General features: G+C 72.3%; 19 protein-coding genes. 11 read left to right on the top strand and 8 right to left on the bottom strand.

Annotated elements, in window-relative coordinates:
* The first annotated feature begins 20 nt into the window (after window positions 1–20).
* Window positions 21–251, top strand: a complete 231-nt coding sequence (locus AB0N14_RS06260; protein ID WP_366024528.1) for a hypothetical protein — start codon at window positions 21–23, stop codon at window positions 249–251.
* A gap of 77 nt (window positions 252–328) precedes the next feature.
* Here the strand turns inward: AB0N14_RS06260 and AB0N14_RS06265 are convergent, their stop codons facing one another.
* Complete coding sequence (locus AB0N14_RS06265) at window positions 329–991, bottom strand: DsbA family protein (protein ID WP_366024529.1); 663 nt, start codon at window positions 989–991, stop codon at window positions 329–331.
* Between the two features lie 160 nt (window positions 992–1151).
* On the opposite strand from AB0N14_RS06265, the gene pepN (AB0N14_RS06270) reads away from it, so the two are divergent.
* Complete coding sequence (gene pepN, locus AB0N14_RS06270) at window positions 1152–3764, top strand: aminopeptidase N (RefSeq protein ID WP_366024530.1); 2613 nt, start codon at window positions 1152–1154, stop codon at window positions 3762–3764.
* 308 nt (window positions 3765–4072) lie between these two features.
* The gene (locus AB0N14_RS06275) at window positions 4073–5125 is read left to right on the top strand and encodes a hypothetical protein (RefSeq protein WP_366024531.1); all 1053 of its coding nucleotides are present in this window, start codon (window positions 4073–4075) and stop codon (window positions 5123–5125) included.
* A 103-nt stretch (window positions 5126–5228) separates the two neighbouring features.
* Here AB0N14_RS06275 and AB0N14_RS06280 read toward each other — a convergent pair whose 3' ends face one another.
* The gene (locus tag AB0N14_RS06280; protein WP_366024609.1) at window positions 5229–6458 is read right to left on the bottom strand and encodes a glycosyltransferase; all 1230 of its coding nucleotides are present in this window, start codon (window positions 6456–6458) and stop codon (window positions 5229–5231) included.
* A 236-nt stretch (window positions 6459–6694) separates the two neighbouring features.
* Between AB0N14_RS06280 and AB0N14_RS06285 the strand changes: the two genes are divergently transcribed.
* Window positions 6695–7264: a GNAT family N-acetyltransferase gene (locus AB0N14_RS06285; protein WP_366024532.1), complete on the top strand. Its 570-nt coding sequence runs from the start codon at window positions 6695–6697 to the stop codon at window positions 7262–7264.
* Between the two features lie 47 nt (window positions 7265–7311).
* On the opposite strand, the gene AB0N14_RS06290 is transcribed toward AB0N14_RS06285, so the two are convergent.
* Window positions 7312–7803 carry an NUDIX hydrolase gene (locus AB0N14_RS06290; RefSeq protein ID WP_366024533.1) on the bottom strand — a complete coding sequence of 164 codons (492 nt, stop codon included), beginning with the start codon at window positions 7801–7803 and terminating at the stop codon, window positions 7312–7314.
* A 378-nt stretch (window positions 7804–8181) separates the two neighbouring features.
* On the opposite strand from AB0N14_RS06290, the gene AB0N14_RS06295 reads away from it, so the two are divergent.
* The 3 genes from AB0N14_RS06295 (at window position 8182) to pepN (AB0N14_RS06305) (ending at window position 15579) form a co-directional block, all read left to right on the top strand.
* Window positions 8182–11481, top strand: a complete 3300-nt coding sequence (locus AB0N14_RS06295; protein ID WP_366024534.1) for a S8 family serine peptidase — start codon at window positions 8182–8184, stop codon at window positions 11479–11481.
* A gap of 333 nt (window positions 11482–11814) precedes the next feature.
* A complete protein-coding gene (locus tag AB0N14_RS06300) occupies window positions 11815–12831 on the top strand; it encodes an aspartate-semialdehyde dehydrogenase (RefSeq protein WP_366024535.1) in 1017 nt (338 codons plus the stop codon).
* Between the two features lie 132 nt (window positions 12832–12963).
* Entirely contained in the window at window positions 12964–15579 is a 2616-nt protein-coding gene (gene pepN / locus AB0N14_RS06305) for an aminopeptidase N (protein WP_366024536.1), read from the top strand.
* A 106-nt stretch (window positions 15580–15685) separates the two neighbouring features.
* On the opposite strand, the gene AB0N14_RS06310 is transcribed toward pepN (AB0N14_RS06305), so the two are convergent.
* Complete coding sequence (locus tag AB0N14_RS06310) at window positions 15686–17161, bottom strand: FAD-dependent monooxygenase (protein WP_366024537.1); 1476 nt, start codon at window positions 17159–17161, stop codon at window positions 15686–15688.
* Between the two features lie 142 nt (window positions 17162–17303).
* On the opposite strand from AB0N14_RS06310, the gene AB0N14_RS06315 reads away from it, so the two are divergent.
* Window positions 17304–17876, top strand: a complete 573-nt coding sequence (locus AB0N14_RS06315) for a TetR family transcriptional regulator (protein WP_366024538.1) — start codon at window positions 17304–17306, stop codon at window positions 17874–17876.
* Between the two features lie 97 nt (window positions 17877–17973).
* Here the strand turns inward: AB0N14_RS06315 and AB0N14_RS06320 are convergent, their stop codons facing one another.
* The 3 genes from AB0N14_RS06320 to AB0N14_RS06330 all read right to left on the bottom strand — a co-directional run bounded on the left by AB0N14_RS06320 (window position 17974) and on the right by AB0N14_RS06330 (window position 20648).
* Window positions 17974–18213 carry a hypothetical protein gene (locus tag AB0N14_RS06320; protein WP_366024539.1) on the bottom strand — a complete coding sequence of 80 codons (240 nt, stop codon included), beginning with the start codon at window positions 18211–18213 and terminating at the stop codon, window positions 17974–17976.
* Window positions 18214–18323: 110 nt separating this feature from the next.
* Window positions 18324–20408, bottom strand: a complete 2085-nt coding sequence (gene malQ / locus AB0N14_RS06325) for a 4-alpha-glucanotransferase (RefSeq protein WP_366024540.1) — start codon at window positions 20406–20408, stop codon at window positions 18324–18326.
* Entirely contained in the window at window positions 20409–20648 is a 240-nt protein-coding gene (locus AB0N14_RS06330) for a hypothetical protein (protein ID WP_366024541.1), read from the bottom strand.
* A 233-nt stretch (window positions 20649–20881) separates the two neighbouring features.
* Here AB0N14_RS06330 and AB0N14_RS06335 point away from each other — a divergent pair, with 233 nt between their 5' ends.
* Genes AB0N14_RS06335 through AB0N14_RS06345 form a run of 3 tightly spaced genes read left to right on the top strand, consistent with a single transcriptional unit; the run spans window position 20882 to window position 23447 of the window.
* Entirely contained in the window at window positions 20882–21415 is a 534-nt protein-coding gene (locus AB0N14_RS06335; RefSeq protein ID WP_366024542.1) for a PadR family transcriptional regulator, read from the top strand.
* Complete coding sequence (locus AB0N14_RS06340) at window positions 21412–22092, top strand: ABC transporter ATP-binding protein (RefSeq protein WP_366024543.1); 681 nt, start codon at window positions 21412–21414, stop codon at window positions 22090–22092. Before AB0N14_RS06335 ends, AB0N14_RS06340 begins: the two co-directional genes overlap by 4 nt.
* Window positions 22089–23447 carry an ABC transporter permease gene (locus AB0N14_RS06345; RefSeq protein ID WP_366024544.1) on the top strand — a complete coding sequence of 453 codons (1359 nt, stop codon included), beginning with the start codon at window positions 22089–22091 and terminating at the stop codon, window positions 23445–23447. The genes AB0N14_RS06340 and AB0N14_RS06345 overlap by 4 nt, the downstream gene beginning before the upstream one ends.
* 96 nt (window positions 23448–23543) lie before the next feature.
* Here AB0N14_RS06345 and AB0N14_RS06350 read toward each other — a convergent pair whose 3' ends face one another.
* Window positions 23544–24080, bottom strand: a complete 537-nt coding sequence (locus tag AB0N14_RS06350; RefSeq protein WP_366024545.1) for an HNH endonuclease — start codon at window positions 24078–24080, stop codon at window positions 23544–23546.
* Window positions 24081–24240 lie beyond the last annotated feature (160 nt).

Consider the following 24240-nt stretch of genomic DNA (forward strand, 5'->3'; position numbering starts at 1 on the left):
GGCACAACGAGGAGACAACCATGACCTACCGGGCATACCGGCGGTGTCCCAAGTGCGGGGACACCATGCAGGACTTCCGGGAGCTGGAGGGAGACGCGGAGAAGGCGGCGGCCGAGGAGGCCCTCCGGCCGATCCTGGAGGGCCACCTTTTCGTCGCGAAGGACTACCACCGCTGCGCCCGCCCCGGCTGCCGGCGCATCCAGCGCAAGGACCACTGGAGGACGGGGGCGACATTGCCGGAGGAGTCCTAGATACGGGAAAGGGCGCCGCACCGGCCGTGGCTGCGGCGCCCTGTCCGCCTGGCCTCAGCGGCACCCGGCGGTGAGGACTACAGGTTGCTGAAGTCCGGCCCCTTCGTCCGGGTCCGCTTGATCTCGTAGAAGCCCGGCACCGACGCGACCGCCAGCGTCCCGTCCCAGAGCTTCACCGCGTCCTCGCCCATCGGCGCCGGTGTCACCACCGGCCCGAAGAAGGCGATCTGCTCCCCGTCCGGGCCCGGCACCGCGATCACCGGCGTGCCCACCTCCTGGCCCACCTTCTCGATGCCCTCCTTGTGCGAGGCCCGCAGCTCCGCATCGAACTCGAAGTCCTCCTGCTCGGCGTAGTCGATCAGGTCGGCGGGCAGACCGGCCTCCTCCAGCGCCGCCGCGATCGCCTCGAGCGTCGGGCCCTCGTCCTGGTTGTGGAAGCGCGTGCCGAGCGCGGTGTACAGCGGCCCGAGGACGTCCGCACCGTGCTTCTGCCACGCCGCCGTCACCACGCGCACCGGCTTCCACGCCTTGGTCGCCAGCATCTCCCGGTAGTCCTCGGGCAGCTGGTCGATCCTGTCCTCGTTGAGCACCGCCAGGCTCATGATGTGCCAGCGGACCTCGATGTCACGTACCTTCCCGACCTCCAGCACCCAGCGGGAGGCCATCCAGGCCCAGGGGCACAGCGGGTCGAACCAGAAGTCGACGGGGGTCTTGCCGGAAGCGGTCGCGGTCTCGGGCATGGCTCTCCTCGGAAACATGGACGTTCATTCGTCAACAACCGGTGAGCCGCCCACGTCATTCCCTCGCACCCCGGCCGTATTCCCTGCTGCCCCAGGTCAGGGGCGCATGGCAGGATCGGTCCTGTCCGTGCCACCCAGCAGCCGCCAAGGAGTGCCGCCCGTGCCCGGTGAGAACCTGTCCCGCGACGAGGCCCAAGAGAGGGCCGCCCTGCTGTCCGTCGACGGGTACGACGTGTCGCTCGACCTGCGCTCCGCCGTGGGCGAGACACCCGGCGGCGCGGACGAGCCGCGCACCTTCCGCTCGGTCACCACGATCCGCTTCCGCTGCGCCGAGCCGGGCGCGGCCTGCTTCGCCGACCTGATCGCCCCGAGCGTCACCGCGGTGTCCCTCAACGGCAAGGACCTCGACCCCGGCGAGGTCTTCGACGGCACCCGCATCCTGCTGGAGGACCTGGCCGCCGAGAACGAGCTGGTGGTCGACGCCCAGTGCGCCTACTCCCGCACCGGTGAGGGCCTGCACCGCTTCGTCGACCCGGAGGACGGCGAGGTCTACCTGTACACCCAGTACGAGCCCGCCGACGCCCGCCGCGTCTTCGCCAACTTCGAGCAGCCCGACCTCAAAGCCCCCTTCCGCTTCGAGGTCCGCGCCCCCGAGGACTGGACGGTGTGGAGCAACGGCGCCGGCGAGAAGCACGACGGGGTGTGGCGGTTCGCGGAGACCAAGCCGATCTCGACGTACATCACCTGCGTCGTGGCGGGCCCGTACCACTACGTCACCGACACCTACACCCGCACCCTCGACGACGGCACGACCCTCGAGATCCCGCTCGGCGCGATGTGCCGCAGGGGTCTGGCCCGGCACTTCGACGCGGACGACGTCTTCCTGATCACCAAGCAGGGCCTGGACTTCTTCCACGACCACTTCGACTGCCCGTACCCGTTCGGCAAGTACGACCAGGCGTTCGTGCCCGAGTACAACCTCGGCGCCATGGAGAACCCGGGGCTCGTGACCTTCACCGAGGAGTTCGTCTTCCGCGGCAGGGTCACCCGGGCGTCGTACGAGCGCCGGGCCAATGTGATCCTGCACGAGATGGCCCACATGTGGTTCGGCGACCTGGTGACCATGGCCTGGTGGGACGACCTGTGGCTGAAGGAGTCCTTCGCGGACTTCATGGGCTCGTTCTCGCTGGTGGAGGCGACCCGGTTCACGAGCGGCTGGATCACCTTCGCCAACAACCGCAAGGCGTGGGCGTACCGCGCCGACCAGCTGCCCTCCACGCACCCGATCACGGCGGACATCCGCGACCTTCAGGACGCGAAACTCAACTTCGACGGCATCACCTACGCCAAGGGCGCGTCCGTACTGAAGCAGCTGGTGGCGTACGTCGGTCGGGAGGCGTTCCTGGAGGGCGCGCGCCGCTACTTCAAGCGGAACGCGTACGGCAACACGCGCCTGACCGACCTGCTGTCGGTGCTGGAGGAGACGAGCGGCCGGGACATGGCGTCCTGGGCGCGCTCCTGGCTCCAGACGGCGGGGGTCAACTCCCTGACTCCGCAGGTGCTGCTGGGTGAGGACGGGCGGATCGCGGAGCTGTCGGTGCTCCAGGAGGCGGCCGAGTCCCATCCGGAGCTGCGCCCCCACCGGGTGGCGGTCGGCCTGTACCGCACCGAGGGCGACGCGCTCGTACGGTACGCGCGCGCCGAGGTGGACGTGCACGGTCCGCGGACGGTCGTCGGTGAACTGGCGGGCGCCGGGGCGCCGGAGCTGGTCCTGGTCAACGACGACGACCTCACCTACTGCAAGATCCGCTTCGACGACACCTCGCTGGAGACCCTGAAGGACCGTCTCGGTGACATCACCGAACCTTCCCCAAGCTCTTCGAGCGGGGGATACCCCATGGCCCGTGCGCTGTGCTGGTCGGCGCTGTGGAACATGACCCGGGACGCGCTGCTGCCGGCGCGGGACTTCGTCGACCTGGTGCTGCGGTTCGCCGGCCGGGAGTCCGACATCGGCGTGCTGCAGATGCTGCACACCTGGGCCGACTCGGCGCTGACGTACTACGCGGCGCCCGCGTGGCGGGAGACGGGCGGGCGGCTGCTCGCCGAGGGCGCGCTGCGCGAGCTGCGGCAGGCCGAGCCGGGCAGCCAGCACCAGCTGACCTGGGCGCGGTTCTTCGCGACGGTGGCGTCCCAGGAGGCCGATCTGCGGCTGCTGCGGGGTCTGCTGGACGGCACGGCCAAGATCGACGGACTGGACGTGGACCAGGAGCTGCGCTGGGCGTTCCTGCGGCCGCTGGCGGCGCACGGGGCGGCCGACGAGTCGGTGCTCGCCGCCGAGCTGGCCCGCGACGACACGGCTTCCGGCAAGCGCCACCAGGTCCGCTGCCTGGCCGCGCGCCCCTCGGCGGCGGTCAAGGCGCAGGCGTGGGCGCAGGTCGTCGAGTCCGACACGCTGTCGAACGCGCTCGTCGAGGCGACCATCGCGGGCTTTGTGCAGCCCTCCCAGCGGGAGCTGCTCGCGCCGTACACGGAGAAGTACTTCGCGGCGATCGGGCGGGTGTGGGCGGAGCGGTCCATCCAGATCGGGATGCACGTGGTCAGGGGCCTGTTCCCGGCGCTGCAGGACTCGCCGGAGACGCTGGAGGCGACGGACGCGTGGCTCGCCGCGCACGAGGACGCCCCGCCGGCGCTGCGACGGCTGGTGCTGGAGGCGCGCGACGACCTGGCGCGCGCCCTGCGGGGGCAGGCCTGCGACGCGGCGGCGGCCGGCTGACGCCGGGGACGGCGGTTGGCGGGCGGGGCTCACCGGCGCCGGGGACGGCGGTTGGCGGGCGGGGCTCACCGGCGCCGGGGACGGCGGTTGGCGGGCGGCCCGCCGACGCCGGGGACAGCGGTTGACGGGCGCGGCGGGACGACAGTGACGAAATACGAGTATCGGAACCCGTAACCTGCCGTGTCCCCCGTCCGGACCAGCCTCTTTCGGCAGTCGAACGCACGTACTTTAGCGCCTTGTTGTCCGCATTTGTCGACAGGCGTGTAACAGCGGTTAGAGGACGGACCGGGGACGGGAAACCCGGGATCATGAACCACAACACCCCGCTCTCCCCCCGCCCCCTCCGCCATCTGTCCGACGCGCAGCGCCGGGTGCTGACCACCGCCCAGCTGCGCGCCCACGGAGTGACCGCCGCCGAGACCACCGGGAAGTGCCGGCCCGGCGGCCCCTGGCAGCAGTTCCTGCCCGGTGTGTACCTGTTGCACCCCGGCCCGCCGACCTCCGAGGAACGCCTGCACGGAGTGCTGCTCTACGCGGCCCGTACCTCGCTCGCCGACCCCGTGCCCGCGGTCCCGGCCCAGCCCGGCGCGGGCAGCCCGCACGGCCCGCTGCCGTACACGGACGCGATCGTCACCGGGCTGGCCGCGCTCGCTCTGTACGGCTTCGGCTCCGCGCCCGGGCTGTCGTCACTCGAGAAGATCGACGTCCTGGTGCCGCGGACGCGCCGGCTGCGCAGCACCGGCTGCGCCCGGGTGGTCCGCACCCCGTCGCTGCCCGACCCGCGGCTGGTGACCGGCGTGCCCGTCGCCCCGGTCACGCGCGCCCTGGCCGACGCGGTGGCCGAGGTGCCGGACGCGGCGGTCGTGCGCCGCCTGCTGACCGAGGCGGTCCGCGACGGGCACTGCGAACCGGCCGCGCTGGTACGGGAGTTGAACCAGGCGAGGTTGCTGAGCCGCCCGCACGTGGTGGACGCCGTGGACGCGCTGCTGGCGGAGAGCCGAGCGGTCGCGGAGGACCGCCTGTACCGGATGGTGCGCGACCACGGCCTGCCGGACCCGGTCTGGAACGTGGACCTGAGGCTGCCGGGCGGCCCCTACCTCGGCGGCCTGGACGCGTACTGGCCCGAACAGGCGGTGGCGCTGGAACTGGACACCCGCGCCCCCCGCCACGACGAGGACGCGCTGTGGTCGGAGTACGCCCGCAAGCGCGAGCAGCTGGAGCGGCTCGGCATCACGGTCGTCCACCTGACGCCGAAGAAGCTCCGCGACTGTCTGGAGCAGCAGGCGACAGTGGTCCGTACAGCGCTCATGGCGTCCCTGGACCGGGAGCCGGCCGCGCCGGTGGAGGTGCTGCCCCGGTGACCGACCGGGGTGACACGAGGAGGGGAGAGGAGGGGCCGCCGACAGGTGTCGGCGGCCCCTCCTCGTGTGCGGGTCCGATTCGGCCCGGGGACACCGGTGACCGTCAGAGCGGGTCCCGGAGGGGCGGTTCGGGGAGCGCGGGCTCCGGCTCCGGCGGGGTGGGCCTCATCGCCTCCGCGTGGACGCGGTCGATGAGGTCGGCGTACGAGACGATCATGCGGGTGCGGCTGAAACGCTCGCGGCTGCGGGCGAGGACGGGCGCGAGGTCGATGCGGGCGGCGACGGCCTCGGTCCAGGCCCGGGCGATCGCGTCGGGGTCCGGCGGGGTGAGGTAGCCGTGCCCGGACACGATCAGCGCGCTGTCCCCCACGTCCGTGGCGACCGGGACGGCCCCGCACATCATGCCCTCGATCAGGCACAGCGGGGCCGCCTCGCCCCAGGACGAGGTCAGCGCCACCACGTCGGAGGCGGCGTAGACGGTCTCCATGTCGCGCCGGACACCCAGCGCGTGCAGCCGCTCGGTGAGCCGAGTGTCGTCGCCGAAGACCTCCCGGATGTCGGCGGCCAGCCCGGGCTGGTCCCCGGTCATGCCCGCGCCGCACATCAGCACGTGCCCGGCGGGCTCACGGCGCAGCCAGGCGTGCGCGGCGCGCAGGAACAGCGGGACGTTCTTCATGGCGTCGTAGCGGGCCGCGAAGACGACGACCGGTGCGGTGTCCGGGATGCCGAGCGCCTCCCGCGTGCGAAGACGCCGGCCCGGGTCGGGCCGGAACCGCAGCAGGTCGACCCCGTTGGGGATGACGTGCAGCAGCTCGGCCGGGATCCCGGCGGCCCGGTAGGCCTCCCGGGTGGACTCGGCGCAGCAGACGCAGGCGACCACGGTGCCGTCGGCGATGGCGGCCTTCAGCTCGGCGAGCGCCCCGCCCTGGTTCTCCGGGTCGGAGCGGTGCAGGCAGACGATCACGGGGCGGCGCGGCAGGCCCGCCTGGTTGAGCAGGCCGAGCGGCTGCTCCTTGAGCGACAGGACGACGTCGGCCCCGGCCATCGCCCGTGCGGTCTCCGCCAGCTCCGGCCCGCTGAAGGCGGCCGGATCGACGGCCGGGACCCCGCTCAGCCCGAAGGTACGGCCCAGGGACGTGACCTCCACCCCGGCCGCGGTCAGCGACCGGTAGCAGGCGTCGTCCCGCATGGCCTGCCGGGTCGCCTCACGGAGCACTTCCCCGTGGACGCTGAGCACCCGGTGGTGCTGGCCGCCTTCGCGCAGCCCCAGGACGACGTCGCTGTGGAGGATCCGGGCGCCCCCGGAGAAGAAGCCGTCGTAGACCGACAGCACGCGCAGCTCGTGCCTTACGCGCACGTGACCACCCGCCTTGCACAAGTGTCGAACCATCCCCGTGAACAGCGGGTTGGTCGCTATGAGGCGGCACAAAAGTTTCGGGCGGATGAACAGGGCGTCTCATGTCCGGGTCGACTGGGTTACGCCGTAATTCGTCGGTCTTGTACACCGTGATCCAGTGGCTCACCACATTTTCGGTGGCCAGGGGGGGCGGCCGATGTGACGATGAGCCGATGACCGAGCCGATCACCGTGACCACGGAGGACGGGCGCCGCTACACCGTCCGCGAGGCCACGCCCGACGACGAGCCGGGCGTGACGTCCCTGTTCGAGGCGAGCACGGAGTACTTCGAGGCGGCCACCGGCCTGCCCTCGGGCCCCGCCGATCTGCAGAGCCTGTACTACAGCCTGCCGCCGGGCGCCGACTGGCAGGACAAACGGGTCCTGGTCGTGACCGAGGACACCGACGGCCCGGTGGTGGGGATCGTCGACGCGGTGCTGCGCCACCCGGACCCGGACGCCTGCGCGGTGGGCCTGTTCCTGCTGCACCGCTCCCTGTGGGGGACGGGAGCGGCCCGGCCCCTGGCCACCGCGCTGCTGGACCGCACGGCCGCCTCGGGCACGGCCCGGGTGACCGCGACGGTCCCGACGGACTGGGACCGGGGCCGCCGCTTCCTCGCCGCGCTCTCCTTCCGCTTCACGGGCCCGGCCCCGCAGGGCCCGACGACCGCGAACCGCTCGACGGGGCCACGGGAGCCCGTCGTGGAGGGGGCGGAGCTGGTCCTGGCACCGAAGGCCGGGTGACGGCACCGAAGGACGGGTGACGGCCGCCCGCCCCTGACGAGACACGGTCACTCTTCGTTCACCTCCTGAGGAAGGGGAGGAGTCTCAAGAACTGCGAGGTGTCCGTCGGCCGGCCGTTCGCGCCACAGCCGCAGTGCCACGTCGACGAGCCGTACCCGGGTCAGTCCGGGCACGGCGTCCAGGTCCTGCCAGGCGGCGAAGTCCGTGGAACCACCCACCTCGTGCCGGAGTCCGCCGCTGACGATCTCTCCCTCGTAGATCAGCCGCAGTGCCTGGTGGTCGGTGGCGGGCTCCAGGCCGCGGCGCCGGAAGAGGTGGCGGCGGGAGTCGATTCCGAGGAGGCCGGTCACCCGGATCCCGTAGCCGGTCTCCTCGGTCACCTCGCGGCGGACGGTGTCGTAGGGGTCCTCGCCGTGCTCCATGCCGCCGCCGGGCAGCACCCACTCGGGGGTGCCGTCGAAGCCCGGCGAGCGGGCGAGCAGGAGCTGTCCGTCACGGACGCACACGGCGTAGGCCGCCACCCTCAAGTTCCGTCGCATGGACGGACGTTAGCGCGCCGAGGCGGGGCCGGCCGGTGCCTGTCCGGGCGGGGGGTCGGCGCCGCGGCCGCCCGCGGCGACCGCGCGAAGGCGGCCCGTCACTCGGCGCGCACACGCGTGGACCGAGCCGCGCCGCTACGCGCGTAGGGGCGCAGCCGGATCAGGTATGTCCCGTCCTGGTCCCGTACGTCCCCGATGGCGCATGGCGGGATTACGCCATGAGTCCACCCCGTCTCGGTCAACTCTCCCCAAACATCTGTCTCTCGGGTAAAGCTGAGCGGTCACCCGGACCCGACATCCGGACGACTGCGGTCAGGACCGATCCACTGTCGGATTCCGGCCGCACCGCCCACGTTCCTTTACCTACAAGGGATGCCGATGACCACCGACCCTCACCGCGCCCCGACATCGGGCGCGAGACGCGTGGCCCGCGCCGCCGTGACCGCCGGTCTCGTGGCCGCGCTCTCCGCGGCCGGGCCTATACCCCTGGCCTTCTCCGCGGACCACCCGCCGGCCGACGCCGACCCCGCCGTGAAGTCCGCGAGCGCCAAGCTCGGTTCGGACGACGCGGACCTGCTCGCCGAGGCCAAGGCCGACGGCGCCAAGAACGTCACCATGATGGTCGCGACCGCGCCCGGGCAGACCGAGCAGGTCGCCAAGGAACTCGACGCGGTCAAGGGCGGCTCCGTGGGCCGCACCTACGACAAGCTCGGCTACGTCCGCGCCACCGTCCCGACGGCCGAGGCGGACTCGGCGATCGCCGCCGCCGAGAAGCTGTCCTCCGTGCACGCCATCGACCTGAAGCGGGAGATACCGCTCGACGACCCCTCGCCGAGCGCGGACGGCGCCAAGTCCGGCGCGAAGGACGCCACTTACCCGGCCCCCGGCAAGAACACCCCGGCCGAGAACCCGTACAACCCGTCCTTCGAGACGGGTGCCGTCGACTTCGTGCAGGAGCACCCGAAGGCGGACGGCCGCGGCATCACGATCGGCATCCTCGACTCGGGCGTGGACCTGGGCCATCCGGCGCTGCAGAAGACCACCACCGGTGAGCGGAAGATCGTCGACTGGGTCACCGCGACCGACCCGATCGTGGACGGCGACGCGACCTGGCGCCCGATGCTCACCGCCGTCTCCGGGCCCAGCTTCACCTACGACAAGAAGACCTGGACAGCCCCGGCGGGCTCGTACGAGATCAGCACCTTCAAGGAGTCCGCGACCACCGGCGGCGACGAGAAGGGCGACCTCAACCGCGACGGCGACACCACCGACATCTGGGGCGTCCTCTACGACCCGGCGGCCGGCACGGTCACCGTCGACCTGAACAACGACAACGACTTCACCGACGACACGCCGATGAAGCCGTACAAGGACGGCTTCCAGGTCGGCTACTTCGGCACCGACGACCCGAAGACGGACGTCGTCGAGCGGGTGCCGTTCGTCGTGCAGGTCCGCAAGGACGTCCCGATGGACCCCTACGGCGGGTCCTGGGTCGGCAAGAAGGCCGACTTCGTCAACATCGGCGTCATCGAGTCCGAGCACGGCACCCACGTCGCCGGCATCACCGCCGCCAACGGCCTGTTCGGCGGGAAGATGAACGGCGCCGCCCCGGGCGCGAAGATCGTCTCCTCCCGGGCCTGCACCTGGACCGGCGGCTGCACCAACGTCGCCCTCACCGAGGGCATGATCGACCTCGTCGTCAACCGCGGCGTCGACATCGTCAACATGTCCATCGGCGGCCTGCCGGCGCTCAACGACGGCAACAACGCGCGCGCCGAGCTGTACACCCGCCTGATCGACACCTACGGCGTCCAGCTGGTGATCTCCGCGGGCAACTCCGGCCCCGGCGCCAACACCATCGGCGACCCCGGTCTCGCCGACAAGGTGATCTCGGTCGGCGCGGCCATCTCCAAGGAGACCTGGGCCGCCAACTACGGCTCGGTCGTGGAGAAGAAGTACCAGATGATGCCCTTCTCCTCGCGCGGCCCGCGCGAGGACGGCGGCTTCACGCCGACGCTCGTCGCGCCCGGCGCCGCGATCAACACCACCCAGACCTGGCTGCCGGGCTCCCCGGTCGCCGAGGCGGGCTACTCGCTGCCGGCCGGCTACTCCATGCTCCAGGGCACCTCGATGGCTTCCCCGCAGGCCACGGGCGCGAGCGCGCTGCTGCTGTCCGCCGCCAAGCAGAAGGGCATCGACCTCACGCCCGCGAAGCTGCGCACCGCGCTGACCTCGACGGCCGACCACATCAAGGGTGTGCAGGCGTACGAGGAGGGCGCGGGCCGCATCAACATCGTCGACGCCTGGGACGCGATCCGCGACGAGGCGGCCTCTCACGACTACACCGTGAAGGCCCCGGTCGACACCGCGATCGACTACGCGCTGAAGACCCCCGGTTTCGGCACCGGCCTGTACGACCGCGAGGGCGGCCTCAAGGCGGGCGAGAAGAAGACGTACGACATCACCGTCACCCGCACCTCCGGCTCCGACAGGCCGGTCTGGCACACGCTGCGCTTCGAGAACAACGCGGGTGACACCTTCCGCCTCCTCGGCTCGCCCCTGGTGATGCTGCCCCTGAACCAGCCGGTGACCGTGACGGTCCAGGCCGCGCCTCGCTCGGCGGGCATCAAGAGCGCGATCCTCGAGGTCGACGACCCGTTCACCGAGGGCGTCGACAAGCAGATCCTCACCACGGTCGTGGTGTCGACCCCGGTCACGTACACCTACTCGGCGTCGGGTTCGGTGCAGCGCAACAGCAGCCGGTCGTACTTCCTGACCGTGCCCGAGGGCGCGAAGTCGCTGGAGGTGGCGATCGGCGGGCTGAAGGACAAGAGCCAGACCCGGTTCATCGCGATCCACCCGTACGGCGTCCCGGTCGACAACACCTCGACCCCGTACTGCTACAACAACTACCTCGACGGCAACGGCTGCAAGCCCGACGTGCGCTCGTACGCGGACCCGCAGGCCGGTGTCTGGGAGATCGAGGTCGAGTCGCGCCGCACCTCGCCGCTGCTCGACAACCCGTACACGCTGGACGTCACCGTCCTCGGCGCGGCCTTCGACCCTGAGACCGTGACCGTGCCCGAGGCCAAGGTCGGCACCCCGGCCGCCGCCTCCTGGAAGGTGACCAACAAGTACGCCGCGCTCGACGGCAAGCTGGTCGGAGGCCCGCTCGGCTCGTCGAAGACGGCCCGGCCGACCATCAAGAACGGCGAGAAGCAGACCATCACGGTGGAGGTCCCGTCCGGCGCCACCTCGCTCGACGTCGCCATCGGGGGCGTCTCGGACACGGCCGCCGACCTCGACCTGACGGTGTACAACGCCTCCGGCAAGGAGGTCGGCAAGTCCGCCGACGGCGACTCGGAGGAGGCGGTCTCCGTGCCGTCCCCGGCCGCCGGCACCTACACCATCGAGATCGTCGGCTACTCGGTCCCGTCCGGCTCGACCGCCTACGACTACCGGGACGTGTTCTTCTCCCCCGCGCTCGGTTCCGTCACGGTCGACGGCTCGGCCCCGGTCAAGCTCGGCACGGGCGACTCCGCGACGGTGTCCGGCACGGTCACCGCGGCCGCTCCGGCACCCGAGGGCCGGGAGTTCTTCGGCCAGGTCCAGCTGGTGAACGCGCGCGGCACGGTCGCGGGCACCGGCAGCGTGAAGATCGAGAAGGTCGCACCGTAGGGCTCCCTACGGCTGTGTGGGCGGGCGTCCGTGGGGCGCCCGCCCTTTCCCTCGTCCGCCCGCCCGATGGGGCGTACGTCACATCGTCGTGTGCGCCGGACGGGGCGGGGGCAGGCACGGGGCAGCACAGCTTGCGGTGCGGGACCCCCGTCGGCTGAATTTCTGCAGCTCAGCGGGATGGACGCCGCAGTTCCGCAACCGCCGTCCGGGCCGTCGCGTCCCATTCCTCGGGCACGCCGTACAAAGAATTGGACAGGCGGGCCGGGGTCGGCCGCATGATGGAAAAGCCTCGGTAGAGCATCGCCCATGTAAAGATCACGAGAGGGAGTCGCCGTGAGGGTCGGAATCGTCGGAGCGACCGGTCAGGTCGGCACGGTCATGCGCAGGATCCTCGCGGAGCGCGACTTCCCGGTCACCGAGCTGCGCCTGTTCGCCTCGGCCCGTTCGGCGGGGACCATCCTCGACGGCGTGACGGTGGAGGACGCGGCGACGGCCGACTACACCGGCCTGGACATCGTGCTGTTCTCGGCGGGCGGCGCGACCTCCAAGGCGCTGGCCGAGAAGGTCGCCTCGCAGGGCGCCGTCGTGATCGACAACTCCTCCGCATGGCGCAAGGACCCGGACGTGCCGCTGGTGGTCTCCGAGGTGAACCCGCACGCGGTGGTGAACCGGCCGAAGGGCATCATCGCCAACCCGAACTGCACGACGATGGCCGCGATGCCGGTACTCAAGCCGCTGCACGAGGAGGCGGGGCTCGAGGCGCTGGTCGTCGCCACCTACCAGGCGGTGTCCGGCTCGGGCCTCGCGGGCGTGGCGGAGCTGCACGGGCAGGCGCAGAAGGTGGTCGCCGAGGCCGACAAGCTGACCCACGACGGCGAGGCGGTCGACTTCCCCGACCCGCAGGTCTACAAGCGCCCCATCGCCTTCAACGTCGTCCCCTTCGCGGGCAACCTCGTCGACGACGGCCTGAACGAGACCGACGAGGAGCAGAAGCTCCGCAACGAGTCCCGCAAGATCCTCGAGGTCCCCGGTCTGAAGGTCTCCGGCACCTGCGTGCGCGTCCCGGTGTTCTCCGGCCACTCCCTCCAGGTCAACGCCCGCTTCACGCGTCCCCTGTCGGTGGAGCGTGCGACGGAGCTGCTGGCCGGCGCGCCGGGCGTGGCCCTTTCCGACATCCCGACCCCGCTCCAGGCGGCCGGCAAGGACCCGTCGTACGTGGGCCGCATCCGCCGCGACGAGACGGTCGAGAACGGCCTGGCCCTGTTCGTCTCCAACGACAACCTCCGCAAGGGCGCCGCGCTGAACGCCGTGCAGATCGCGGAGCTGGTGGCGGCGGAGCTGAAGAAGTAGGGAAAACCCTCACGCCGAGATGGGGCGCGCACCGCTGCCGGTGCGCGCCCCTTGCTGTGCGTCCGGTCATCGCTTGGCACGGCGGTGACGTGGAAGGATGACCGAACCGACACATCACGAGGAGATGACCGCGTGCCTGGCACAAACCTGACTCGCGAAGAGGCGCAGCAGCGGGCGAAGCTGCTCACCGTTGACTCGTACGAGATCGATCTCGACCTCTCCGGCGCGCAGGAGGGCGGCACCTACCGGTCCGTGACCACGGTGCGCTTCGACGTAGCCGGTGGGGGCACCTCCCGGTCGAGCGAAGTCGAGACTGGGGGAGGCGCGGAGTCCTTCATCGACCTGGTGGCCCCGACCGTCCACGAGGTCACCCTCAACGGCGACGCCCTGGACCCCGCCGAGGTCTTCAAGGACTCGCGGATCGCCCTGCCCGGCCTCCTTCAGGGCCCCAACATCCTCCGCGTCGTCGCCGACTGCGCCTACACCAACACCGGCGAGGGCCTGCACCGCTTCGTCGACCCCGTCGACGACCAGGCCTACCTCTACACGCAGTTCGAGGTGCCCGACGCCCGGCGGGTGTTCGCCTCCTTCGAGCAGCCGAACCTGAAGGCCACCTTCCAGTTCACCGTGAAGGCGCCCAGCGGCTGGACCGTCATTTCCAACTCGCCCACCCCCGAGCCCAAGGACGACGTCTGGGTCTTCGAGCCGACGCCGCGGATCTCGACGTATGTCACCGCGCTGATCGTCGGCCCGTACCACTCCGTGCACAGCGTGTACGAGAAGGACGGCCAGAGCGTCCCGCTCGGCATCTACTGCCGGCCCTCCCTCGCCGAGTACCTCGACTCGGACGCGATCTTCGAGGTGACCCGGCAGGGCTTCGAGTGGTTCCAGGAGAAGTTCGACTTCCCGTACCCGTTCAAGAAGTACGACCAGCTCTTCGTGCCGGAGTTCAACGCGGGCGCCATGGAGAACGCGGGTGCGGTCACCCTGCGCGACCAGTACGTGTTCCGCTCGAAGGTGACGGACGCGGCGTACGAGGCCCGGGCCGCCACGATCCTGCACGAGCTGGCCCACATGTGGTTCGGCGACCTGGTGACCATGGAGTGGTGGAACGACCTGTGGCTGAACGAGTCGTTCGCCACCTACGCCGAGGCCGCCTGCCAGGCGCTCCACCCCGCCTCCCGCTGGCCGCACTCCTGGACCACGTTCGCCAACTCCATGAAGACGTGGGCGTACCGGCAGGACCAGCTGCCCTCCACCCACCCGATCATGGCCGAGATCAGCGACCTGGACGACGTCCTGGTCAACTTCGACGGCATCACGTACGCCAAGGGCGCGAGCGTCCTGAAGCAGCTCGTCGCGTATGTCGGCATGGACGAGTTCTTCCGCGGTGTGCAGGCGTACTTCAAGCGGCACGCGTACGGCAACACACGCCTGTCGGACCTGCTGGGCGCCCTGCAGGAGACTTCCGGCCGCGATCTGAAGACGTGGTCGGAGAAGTGGCTGCAGACCGCGGGCATCAACATCCTGCGGCCCGAGATCGAGACGGACGAGGACGGCGTCATCACGTCCTTCGCGGTCCGCCAGGAGGCACCCGCGCTGCCCGCCGGCGCCAAGGGCGAGCCGATCCTGCGTCCGCACCGTATCGCCATCGGCCTGTACGGCCTCGACGGCGACAGCGGCAAGCTGCTGCGCGACGACGACGGCCGGATCGAGGTGGACGTCGACGGCGAGCTGACCGCGGTGCCGCAGCTGACCGGCCGGCGCCGCCCGGACGTGATCCTGCTCAACGACGACGACCTGTCGTACGCCAAGGTCCGCCTGGACGAGAAGTCGCTGGCCTTCGTCACCGCGCACCTGGGCGACTTCGAGTCGTCGCTGCCGCGTGCCCTGTGCTGGGCCTCGGCCTGGGACATGACCCGGGACGCGGAGCTGGCGACCCGCGACTACCTCTCGCTCGTCCTGTCCGGCATCGCCAAGGAGTCCGACATCGGTGTCGTGCAGTCGCTGCACCGCCAGGTGAAGCTGGCGATCGACCTGTACGCCGACCCGTCCGCGCGCGAGGCGCTGCTGACCCGGTGGACGGACGCGACCCTCGCCCATCTGCGCGCCGCCGAGCCCGGCAGCGACCACCAGCTCGCCTGGGCGCGCGCCTTCGCGGCGACCGCCCGCACCCCGGAGCAGCTTGACCTGCTGGAGGCGCTGCTCGACGGTTCGCAGTCGGTGGAGGGCCTGGTCGTGGACACCGAGCTGCGCTGGGCGTTCGTGGAGCGGCTCGCGGCGGTGGGCCGCTTCGACGAGGCGGAGATCGCGGGCGAACTGGAGCGCGACAAGACGGCGGCCGGTGAGCGGCACGCGGCCACCGCCCGGGCCGCCCGCCCGACCGCGGAGGCCAAGGCGGAGGCGTGGGCGTCGGTCGTGGAGTCCGACAAGCTGCCGAACGCCGTGCAGGAGGCGGTGATCGCCGGCTTCGTCCAGACCGACCAGCGGGAACTGCTCGCCCCGTACACGGAGAAGTACTTCGAGGTGGTCAGGGACATCTGGGACTCCCGCTCGCACGAGATGGCCCAGCAGATCGTGGTCGGTCTCTACCCGTCGATCCAGGTGTCCGAGGACACGCTGGCGAAGACCGACGCCTGGCTGGCCTCCGCCGAACCGCCCCCGGCGCTGCGGCGCCTGGTCTCGGAGGCCCGCGCGGGCATCGAACGGGCACTGAAGGCCCAGGCGGCGGACGCGGCCGCGGCCTGATCGCACGCGGAAGGGGCGCCCGGCTCGTGCCGGGCGCCCCTTTTTCAGTGGCCGGGTTCTCCGTGGCCGCGGTGGGTCGGTTGCCCCGCTTCGCTCGCCGGAACGGTCAGCCCCGGCCCGTCCAGCTGAGCAGCGCGGCCTCGATCTGCGCGGCGTCGGGCGCCTCGGCGGCCCAGGCGACATAGCCGTCCGGCCGTACCAGCACGGTCGTGCGCCGTCCGCCCGCCCAGTGCTCCACGGCCAGCCGGTCCTTGCGGCCGTCCGCGTCGTACGGGCCCGGGGTGATCAGCACGAACCGGCCGCCGCGCAGGGACTCGTAGAGCCGGCCGCCGGTGAGGGCCACGTCCGGGATGCGCCTGCCGGTCAAGGGGTGAGCCCCGCGGGGAGCGGCGTAGGTGTAGCCGATGCCGGTGACCTGGCCCGTCACGCGCCGCCGGAGGGGGCCGACGTGGGTGACGGCGGCGGCGAGCACGGTGCGCAGCGCGAGGGTCCAGGAGGGCTTGGCCATGGCGAGGCGCACGATGCCGCCGCTGCTGCGCAGCACCGACCTGCCGATGGGGTGCCGCTCGGACTGGTAGGTGTCCAGGAGGGCGGGGTCGGCGTGGCCGCGCAGGACGGCGGCGAGCTTCCAGGAGAGGTTCGCGGCGTCCTGGAGACCGGTGTTCATGCCCTGCCCACCGGCCGGGGTGTGCACATGCGCGGCGTCCCCGGCGAGGAAGACACGGCCGACGCGGTAGGCGGGCGCCTGGCGCTCGTCGCTGTGGAAGCGGGACATCCAGCGCGCGTCGCGCATGCCGTAGTCGCGGCCGAGCGCGAGGCGGACGGTCTCGCGGACCTCGTCGAGGTCGACCGGCGCGCTGTCGGGGACGTCGCGGCCGCGCTGCCAGGCGATGACCCGGTGGTAGCCGTCGCCGAAGGGCGCGATGAAGGCGAAGGCGTCACCGACGGCGTTGGCGGTCAGCGTGTGCTCGGGCTGCTCGTCGAGGAGGACGTCGGCGAGGACGACGGAGCGGATGACGGACTTCCCGGGGAAGGGCAGGCCGATCGCGGTGCGCACGGCGCTGTGGAGGCCGTCGGCACCCACGGCGTACGCGGCGCGCAGCTCGCCGGGCTCGCCGTCGGGGCGGCGCACGTGCAGCGTCACACCGTCGGCGTCCTGGCTGACGCCGGTGACCTCCGTCTCGTACAGGAACCGCGCCCCGGCGTCGACCGCGCGCCGCTCCAGCGCCTTCTCGACCTCGTACTGGGGCAGGACGAGCAGGTGGCGGAAGCGGGAGGGGAGGGTGTCGAGCCGGATGGAGAGCCCGCCGAAGAGGCGGATGTCGGAGAGCGGCTGCCCCTTGGCCTCCAGGTCGTCGGCGAGAGCACGGGCGTCGAGTTGCTCCAGGGTGCGGGCGTGCACGACGAAGGCGCGGGAGAGGTTGCTGATCTTGTGGGGGCGCTTCTCGACGAGGGTGACGGGGACGCCGGCGGTGGCGAGGTCACCGGCGAGGAGGAGCCCCGTGGGGCCGGAGCCGACGACGAGGACGCCGGTGGGGGTGGTGCCGTGGCCGGGAGCGGTGGTGCGGGGCGTCTCTGTCATGGCTGCCTCCTGCTGCCAACACTTGTTGGCCGACACTTGCGGGCCAACGCTTGTGGGCCAACGCTTGTGGGCCAACGTTCGTTTGCCAACATACGTCGGCCCCCTCTGGACGGTCAACAGCTGTTGGCCTACGTTTGTTGGCATGTCCGAAAACCCCCCGCCCCGCCGCTCCGACGCCACCCGCGGCGCGATCCTCACCGCCGCTCGGGAGCGCTTCGCCTCCGACGGCTACGAGCGCACCACCATCCGCGCGATCGCCAGGGACGCGCGGATCGACCCGTCCATGGTGATGCGCTACTACGGCTCCAAGGAGGGCCTGTTCGACGCGGTCCTCGACATCGATCTGCAGCTGCCCGACCTCGCGGGGGTGCCCCGCCACGACGTGGGCGAGGTCCTGGTGAACCACTTCCTCACCCTCTGGGAGGAGAACCACGACGCGCTCACCGCGCTGCTGCGCGTCGGCGTCACCAACCCGGCGGGGGCCCGGCGGCTCCAGGACATCTTCCGGGACCAGCTGCTGCCGGTCGCGCGGCAGACCTGTCCCGATCCCGAGCAGGCACCCGCCCGGGCCGCGCTCGCCGCCTCACAGGTCGTCGGGATGGCGTTCGCCCGCTACGTCCTGAAGGTCCCGCCGGCCGTCGCCCTGGCCCGCGAGGAGGTGGTGGCCTGGCTGGCTCCCACCCTGCGGCGCTACCTCACCGCTCCGCACCCGTGAGGGCGGCACAAACACCCGGCACAAACACACCGAGGGAGTCCGCGCACCCATCCGGTGCGCGGACTCCCTCGGTGGAACGTGTGAAAAGCTGCCGGCGTCAGCCCTGCTCGGCCCGCTTGCGGGTCTTGTCGGTCACCATGACCAGACCCGCGATGACCAGGAACAGCACGATGGGCGCCGCCACGAACAGCCCCAGCGTGTCGGCCACGCTCAGGCCCTTGCCGGGGTCGTCGCCGTCGTCGCGGGTCAGCGCGAGCGCGGGGGACGACATGAGCAGCATCATCAGCGTCGTACCGGCGGCCAGGGCGCCGGCGCGCAGGGCGTTCTTCTTGTCCACGGTGCAAAAGTAGCGAACGCCCGAACGGCCCGCGCGCCCGGGGTGCCCTACCGGGCCGCCGAGGTGCCGTACCGGGCCACCAGGGTCCCTGTCGAGCCGCCCGCGGTGCCCTACCGCGCCCACCGGCCCCGTACCACGTCCATCAGCGCATACAGCCGCGGCGAGGCCGCCAGGTCCTCCAGCGTCACCGGGCGCCCCTGCGCGTCCGCGATCGGCAGGCGCCAGTTCGGGTACTGGTCCCAGGTGCCCGGCAGATTCTGCGGGCGGCGGTCGCCCACCGCGTCGGGCAGCCAGACGCCGACCAGCCGGGCGGGGGTGCGCAGCAGGAAGCGGTGGACGGCCTGGATCTCCCTCTCCTCCGATACCGCCGAGTTCCCGCCGCTGCCCCCTTCCAGCAGGCCGAGCCGCGACAACAGGGCGAGCCACTGGCCGGTCTCGGCGGCTGCTTCGGCGCGCTCCTCGGCCAGGGGGCGGGTGAGCAGGCCGAGCCGGTCGCGCAGTTCGACGTGCTCTCCGCTGAGCCGGGCGGCGGTGGGCGGCAGGTCGTGGGTGGTGGCGGTGGCCAGGCAGTCGGCGCGCCAGCGTTCGGGCGGCAGCGGCTGCCCGTTGCCCTCCCAGTCCCGTTCGAACCACAGGACGGACGTGCCGAGCACCCCGCGCTCGTGCAGCGCCTCACGCACCCCGGGCTCCACCGTCCCGAGGTCCTCGCCGATGACCAGGGCCCCGGCGCGCGAGGCCTCCAGGACCAGGACTGCGAGCATGGCCTCGGCGTCGTAGCGGACGTAGGTGCCCTCCGTGGGCGGCTGCCCCTGCGGCACCCACCACAGCCGGAACAGGCCCATGACGTGGTCGATGCGCAGGGCGCCCGCATGCCGCAGCAGGGCGCGCAGCAGCCGGCGGTAGGGGGCGTAGCCGGAGGCGGCGAGCCGGTCGGGGCGCCAGGGCGGCAGGCCCCAGTCCTGGCCGCGCGGGTTGAAGGCGTCCGGTGGGGCGCCCACCGACATCCCGGACGCCAGGTACTCCTGCTGGGCCCAGGCGTCGGCACCGCCCGGGTGCACGCCGACCGCGAGGTCGTGGATCAGCCCGATCGGCATTCCGGCGTCGCGGGCGGTGCGCTGGGCGGTGGCGAGCTGGGCGTCGGTGAGCCAGGCGAGCCGGCTGTGGAAGTCGACGCGGTCCATCAGCTCGGCGCGGGCGCGGCCGGTCGCGGCCGAGCGGGGGTCGCGCAGCCGGGTGGGCCAGGTGTGCCAGTCGGGGCCGTAGAGCTCGGCGAGCGCGTACCAGGTGGCGTGGTCCTCCAGCTCCTGGCCCTGCTCGGCGAGGAAGTCGGCGTAGGCGGCGCGCCGTCCGGGCCCGAGCGGGACGGCGCGCACGAGCTCCAGCGCCTCGCGTTTGAGCTCCCACACGGCGTCGCGGTCGATCAACTCGCCCTTGTCGAGGACCGATTCACGCAGCCGTGCGGCGCGCTCCAGCAGCGCCCGGATACGGGCGCTGCCCTCGGCGTAGGGGAACTCGGGGATGTCCTCCACGCGCAGGTGCACGGGGTCCGGATAGCGGCGGGAGGAGGGGCGGTAGGGGGACGGGTCGGTGGGATCGCCGGGTACGGCCGCGTGCAACGGGTTGACCTGCACGAACCCGGCGCCGAGCGCACGTCCGGCCCAGGCGGTGAGCTCGGCCAGGTCGCCGAGGTCGCCCATGCCCCAGGAGCGGCGGGAGAGCAGGGAGTAGAGCTGGACGAGCAGTCCGTAGGCGCGCCCCGGCGGCGCGGGCAGCCGGGCGGGGGCGGCGATGAGGTGGGCCTCGGCCGTGCGGCCGTCGGGGGCGGTGACGTGCAGGGTGTGGATGCCGGGCGGGAGGTCGTCGGCAAAGGCGCGTGTCTCGCCCTGTTCGGTCTGGACGCGTACCCGGGTGCCGTCCGGGAGGGCGGCGAGCGCGGCGGGCGGCTCGCCGCCCCAGCCGACCACGGTCGGGGGCAGCAGCCGTTCCCGCAGCTCGCCTTCACGGGCGGCCAGGGCGTCGCGTACGGCGTCCGGGGTGCTCGCGTCCACGCCGAGCGCGGCGAGGGCGGCGGTGACCGCGGTGTCCGAGGCCGTGACCGTACGGTCCGGCGACGGGCGGTAGGAGGTGGCGACGCCGTGCAGCGCGGCGAGCCGGGCCAGGGGCGTGTCGTCGCGCGCGGGGTCCGCCGGTGTCATCTAGTACCCCATGGGGTCCGGGGCGGCGACCAGAGGCTCACTCGTCAGAGGGGCGACGTCGGCGAGCGGGGGTTCGCTGGTGAGGGGTTCGGCGTCGGGCAGGGGCGGCTCACTTGTCAGCGGCGCCTGGGTGCGGGGGCCCTCCGCGCTGAGGACGCCGATCGGGGCCCGGGGGTCGGCGGAGGGTTCCGCGTGGCGTTTGGACAGGGTGGGGAGCGGATGGTGTGCGAGTGCGGCCACAGGGGCCTCCTTGTCGTCGTGCGACGTTCTGCGGGTGAGTGCAGGCCTACCCAGGGGGCGCGTGCGCAGACGTACGAGGGTGAACAAGGTGGGTTTGCTCACAGACCATACTCAGGTGCGGCGCCCCGCAGCACGCCACCGTCCCGAGGAACTTCCGGACTTTCCGCAGACTTTCCGACACCTTCCCACCTCTCTATTCACTCAGTACATGTAGCGAGTGCATACTGATCTCCATGAGCACCCGCCACATCCTCCTCGGGCTGCTCGCCGCGGGACCGAGCCATGGCTACGACCTCAAGCGGCGGCACGACGAGCGGTTCCCCCAGGCGCGGCCCCTGGCCTACGGGCAGGTCTACACGACCCTGCAACGCCTGGTCCGCGACGGCCTCGCCGAGGTGGAGGGCACCGACTCCGACGGCGGCCCGGAGCGCACGCTGTACCGCTCGACCGACACCGGTTCGCGGGAGCTGGTCCGCTGGGCCGGGGAGATCACACCGCCCGCGCCGTTCGTGACGAACGAGATCTTCGCCAAGGTGGTGGTCTCCATCCTCGCGTCGGCGGACCCGGCCGCCTACCTCGCGGCGCAGCGCGACGCGCACATGGCGCGGATGCGCGAGCTGACGGCGGTGAAGACCGCCCCCGGCGCCCCTCTCGCGACGGTGCTCTCGGCCGACTACGCCCTCAACCACCTCGACGCCGACCTCCGCTGGATGACCACCACGGCGGCCCGGCTCACGACTCTGACCGCGGAGGTCGACTCACCATGAGCACTCCCCTGCTCACAGGCCACCGCCTGCACAAGGCACACGGCCCGACCCCGGCGCTGCGCGGCGCCTCCCTCGCGCTGCACCCCGGCGAGATCCTCGCCGTGACCGGGGCCAGCGGCAGCGGCAAGTCCACGCTGCTGCACTGCCTGGCGGGGATCGTCCGCCCGGACTCCGGCACGGTGGAGTACGCCGGTGAGCGCCTCGACATGCTGCCGGAGGCGCGGCTGAGCCTGCTCCGGCGGACCGAGTTCGGGGTGGTGTTCCAGTTCGGGCAGCTGATACCCGAGCTGACAGCGCTGGACAACGTGGCGCTGCCACTGCTGCTCGCGGCCGTGTCGCGTACGGACGCCCGGGCGGTGGCCGGCGACTGGCTGGAACGGTTCGGGGTGCGGGAGCAGGGGGAGCTGCGGCCGGGCGAGATGAGCGGCGGGCAGGCGCAGCGGACCGCGCTGGCCCGGGCCCTGGTGACCGGGCCGAAGGTGGTCTTCGCTGACGAGCCGACGGGGGCACTGGACTCCCTGGCGAGCGAGCAGGTGATGACGGCCCTCGTCCACACGGCGCGCGAGTCGGACGCGGCGGTGCTGCTGATCACGCACGACGCGCAGGTCGCGGCGTACGCGGACCGGGAGGTACGGCTGAGCGACGGGGCCGTGCTGCCGACGGGGGTGACGGCATGAGGGCCGATCTGCGGCTGGCGTGGTTGCTGACCCGCGGGTCGGACCGGCGGGAGTGGTGGCGAGCCGGGCTGACGGCGGTCGGGGCGGGACTGGCCACGGGCATCGCGCTGGCGATCGTCTGCCTGGCCTCGCTGGACGGGTACTACTCCGTGTCCGTCGGCTCCGGGCTGCTCGACTCCGCGAGCGACCGGCGGAATGTGAGCATCGCGCTGGGGCTGCTGCTCATCCCGGTGTTCGGGTTCCTCGGCCAGTGCGCACGCATCGGCGCCGTGCACCGCGACCGGCGGCTGGCCGCGCTGCGGCTCGCGGGGGCCACACCCTGGCAGGCGCGGCGGATAGCAGCGCTGGAGTCAGGACTGGCCTGCCTGGCCGGTTCGCTGGCGGCCACTGCCTGCGCCGTACCGCTGCTGCTGCACCTGTGGTCCCGTCCCGGCGCAGCGGCCTGGGCCGGGACCGCCTTGGTCGCCGTGACCGTCCCCGTCGTGGGTGCCGCCGTGAGCGCGCTGGCGCTGCGCCGGGTGGTGGCCTCGCCGCTGGGCCGGCTGCGGCGGGTGCGGCCGACGCGGGGCCCGGGCCGGCTGTTCCGCACGGCGTTCTGGCTGCTCACGGCGACAGTGCTGTTCATCGCCCTGGCCGCGCTCTTCGGCAGCCCCGTCACCTTCGACCTCGGCCCGGTGGCGGTGATCGTCCTGGCCCTGCTGCTCAGTCTCGTCGCGGTGTGGGTGGCCGGCGCGTCGTGTCGGCAGCTCGGCGAGGGCTTCGCCGCCCGCGCCCGGCGCCCGGCGCTGCTGATCGCGGCGGAACGGCTGCGCGAGGACCCCTGGGCGACCGCCCGAACGCATGCCGCGGTGCTGCTGGTGACGGTCGTGGGCTCGGGCTTCATGGGGGTACGGCAGGTGCTGCTCGCCGAACTGCACGACATGCGCGGCAAAGGTCAGCTCGGGACGGACATGGCCTACTACACGTCCGGTATCGACCTGACGGCCGCCGCCATCCTCGTCGCAGTGGTGCTGGCCCTGACGGGCCTCGCCGTCGGCACCGCCGAGTCCCTGGCCACCCGGCGCCGGGGCCTGGCCGCGCAGGCCGCCGCCGGGGTGCCGCACGGGGTTCTGGCCCGGGCGCTGCTGCTGGAGACCGCGCTGCCGCTGGCGCCCGCGGTCGCGGTGGCGGGCCTGGGCGGCACGACGATCGGCGCGTGGTACGCCTCGTTCTTCTCGGAGCGCACGGCGATGGTCGTGCCGTTCGCCGCACTGCCGGTGCCCTTCGCGGTGTACGCGGCCTGCCTGCTGGCGGCGGCCACCTCGCTCCCGGTGCTGCGCCGCTCGGTCCGCCCCGGGGAACTGCGCTACGCATGAGCGCAAGACGGTTCGGTCCCGGGAGCACAGGGGACTCCCGGGGCCGCGCCCCGAGGCCCGAGCGGCCGGCCTCGAGGAACACGAAGGCCCGGATCCTCAGGCTGAAATGCCGTCGATCCGGGCCAAGGCGTCGTCCGCGCCGTACGGTTGCAGGTATGGCAGCCAGCGCGGGTCCCTATGGCCGGTGCCGATGATGCGCCAGGCCAGGCCGGTGGGCGGGGCGGGTTTGTGGCGCAGCCGCCAGCCCAGCTCGACGAGGTGGCGGTCGGCCTTGACGTGGTTGCAGCGGCGGCAGGATGCCACCACGTTGTCCCAGGCGTGCTGACCACCGCGGCTGCGCGGGATGACGTGGTCGACGCTGGTTGCGACGCCACCGCAGTACATGCACCGGCCGCCGTCGCGGGCGAAGAGCGCGCGACGGGTGAGAGGAACGGGCCCCCGGTAGGGAACCCGTACGAATCGCTTCAGCCGGACCACGCTGGGTGCGGGGACAGTGACGGTCGCGCTGTGCAGGTAGGCGCCGGACTCCTCGAGGCAGACGGCCTTGTTCTCGAGGACGAGGACGAGCGCGCGGCGGAGCGGTACGACGCCGAGTGGCTCGTACGACGCGTTGAGGACCAGGACGTGCGGCACGGATGCCCTCCTTGTACGCCGGCGGCGCGTGGCTCGCGCCGGGACGATCTGAGAGCCAGTCTCCCCTCTTGCCTGGTGGAAGCGCCACCATGTCCCGGTAACGGGCTGGGAGTGTTTTCGACCACACCCGGTGCGCCACCGGGCGCGCGCCCCCCTGCCT

The organism is Streptomyces sp. NPDC051104 (genome assembly GCF_040682835.1).
In the GTDB taxonomy this organism is placed as follows: domain Bacteria; phylum Actinomycetota; class Actinomycetes; order Streptomycetales; family Streptomycetaceae; genus Streptomyces; species Streptomyces cynarae.

Bases quoted from the DNA above. Each gene is read 5' to 3' on its own strand.
- AB0N14_RS06260 (WP_366024528.1), top strand. From the start codon at position 21: ATGACCTACCGGGCATACCGGCGGTGTCCCAAGTGCGGGGACACCATG.
- AB0N14_RS06265 (WP_366024529.1), bottom strand. From the start codon at position 991: ATGCCCGAGACCGCGACCGCTTCCGGCAAGACCCCCGTCGACTTCTGG.
- AB0N14_RS06275 (WP_366024531.1), top strand. From the start codon at position 4,073: ATGAACCACAACACCCCGCTCTCCCCCCGCCCCCTCCGCCATCTGTCC.
- AB0N14_RS06285 (WP_366024532.1), top strand. From the start codon at position 6,695: ATGACCGAGCCGATCACCGTGACCACGGAGGACGGGCGCCGCTACACC.
- AB0N14_RS06290 (WP_366024533.1), bottom strand. From the start codon at position 7,803: ATGCGACGGAACTTGAGGGTGGCGGCCTACGCCGTGTGCGTCCGTGAC.
- AB0N14_RS06295 (WP_366024534.1), top strand. From the start codon at position 8,182: ATGACCACCGACCCTCACCGCGCCCCGACATCGGGCGCGAGACGCGTG.
- AB0N14_RS06310 (WP_366024537.1), bottom strand. From the start codon at position 17,161: ATGACAGAGACGCCCCGCACCACCGCTCCCGGCCACGGCACCACCCCC.
- AB0N14_RS06315 (WP_366024538.1), top strand. From the start codon at position 17,304: ATGTCCGAAAACCCCCCGCCCCGCCGCTCCGACGCCACCCGCGGCGCG.
- malQ (WP_366024540.1), bottom strand. From the start codon at position 20,408: ATGACACCGGCGGACCCCGCGCGCGACGACACGCCCCTGGCCCGGCTC.
- AB0N14_RS06335 (WP_366024542.1), top strand. From the start codon at position 20,882: ATGAGCACCCGCCACATCCTCCTCGGGCTGCTCGCCGCGGGACCGAGC.
- AB0N14_RS06340 (WP_366024543.1), top strand. From the start codon at position 21,412: ATGAGCACTCCCCTGCTCACAGGCCACCGCCTGCACAAGGCACACGGC.
- AB0N14_RS06345 (WP_366024544.1), top strand. From the start codon at position 22,089: ATGAGGGCCGATCTGCGGCTGGCGTGGTTGCTGACCCGCGGGTCGGAC.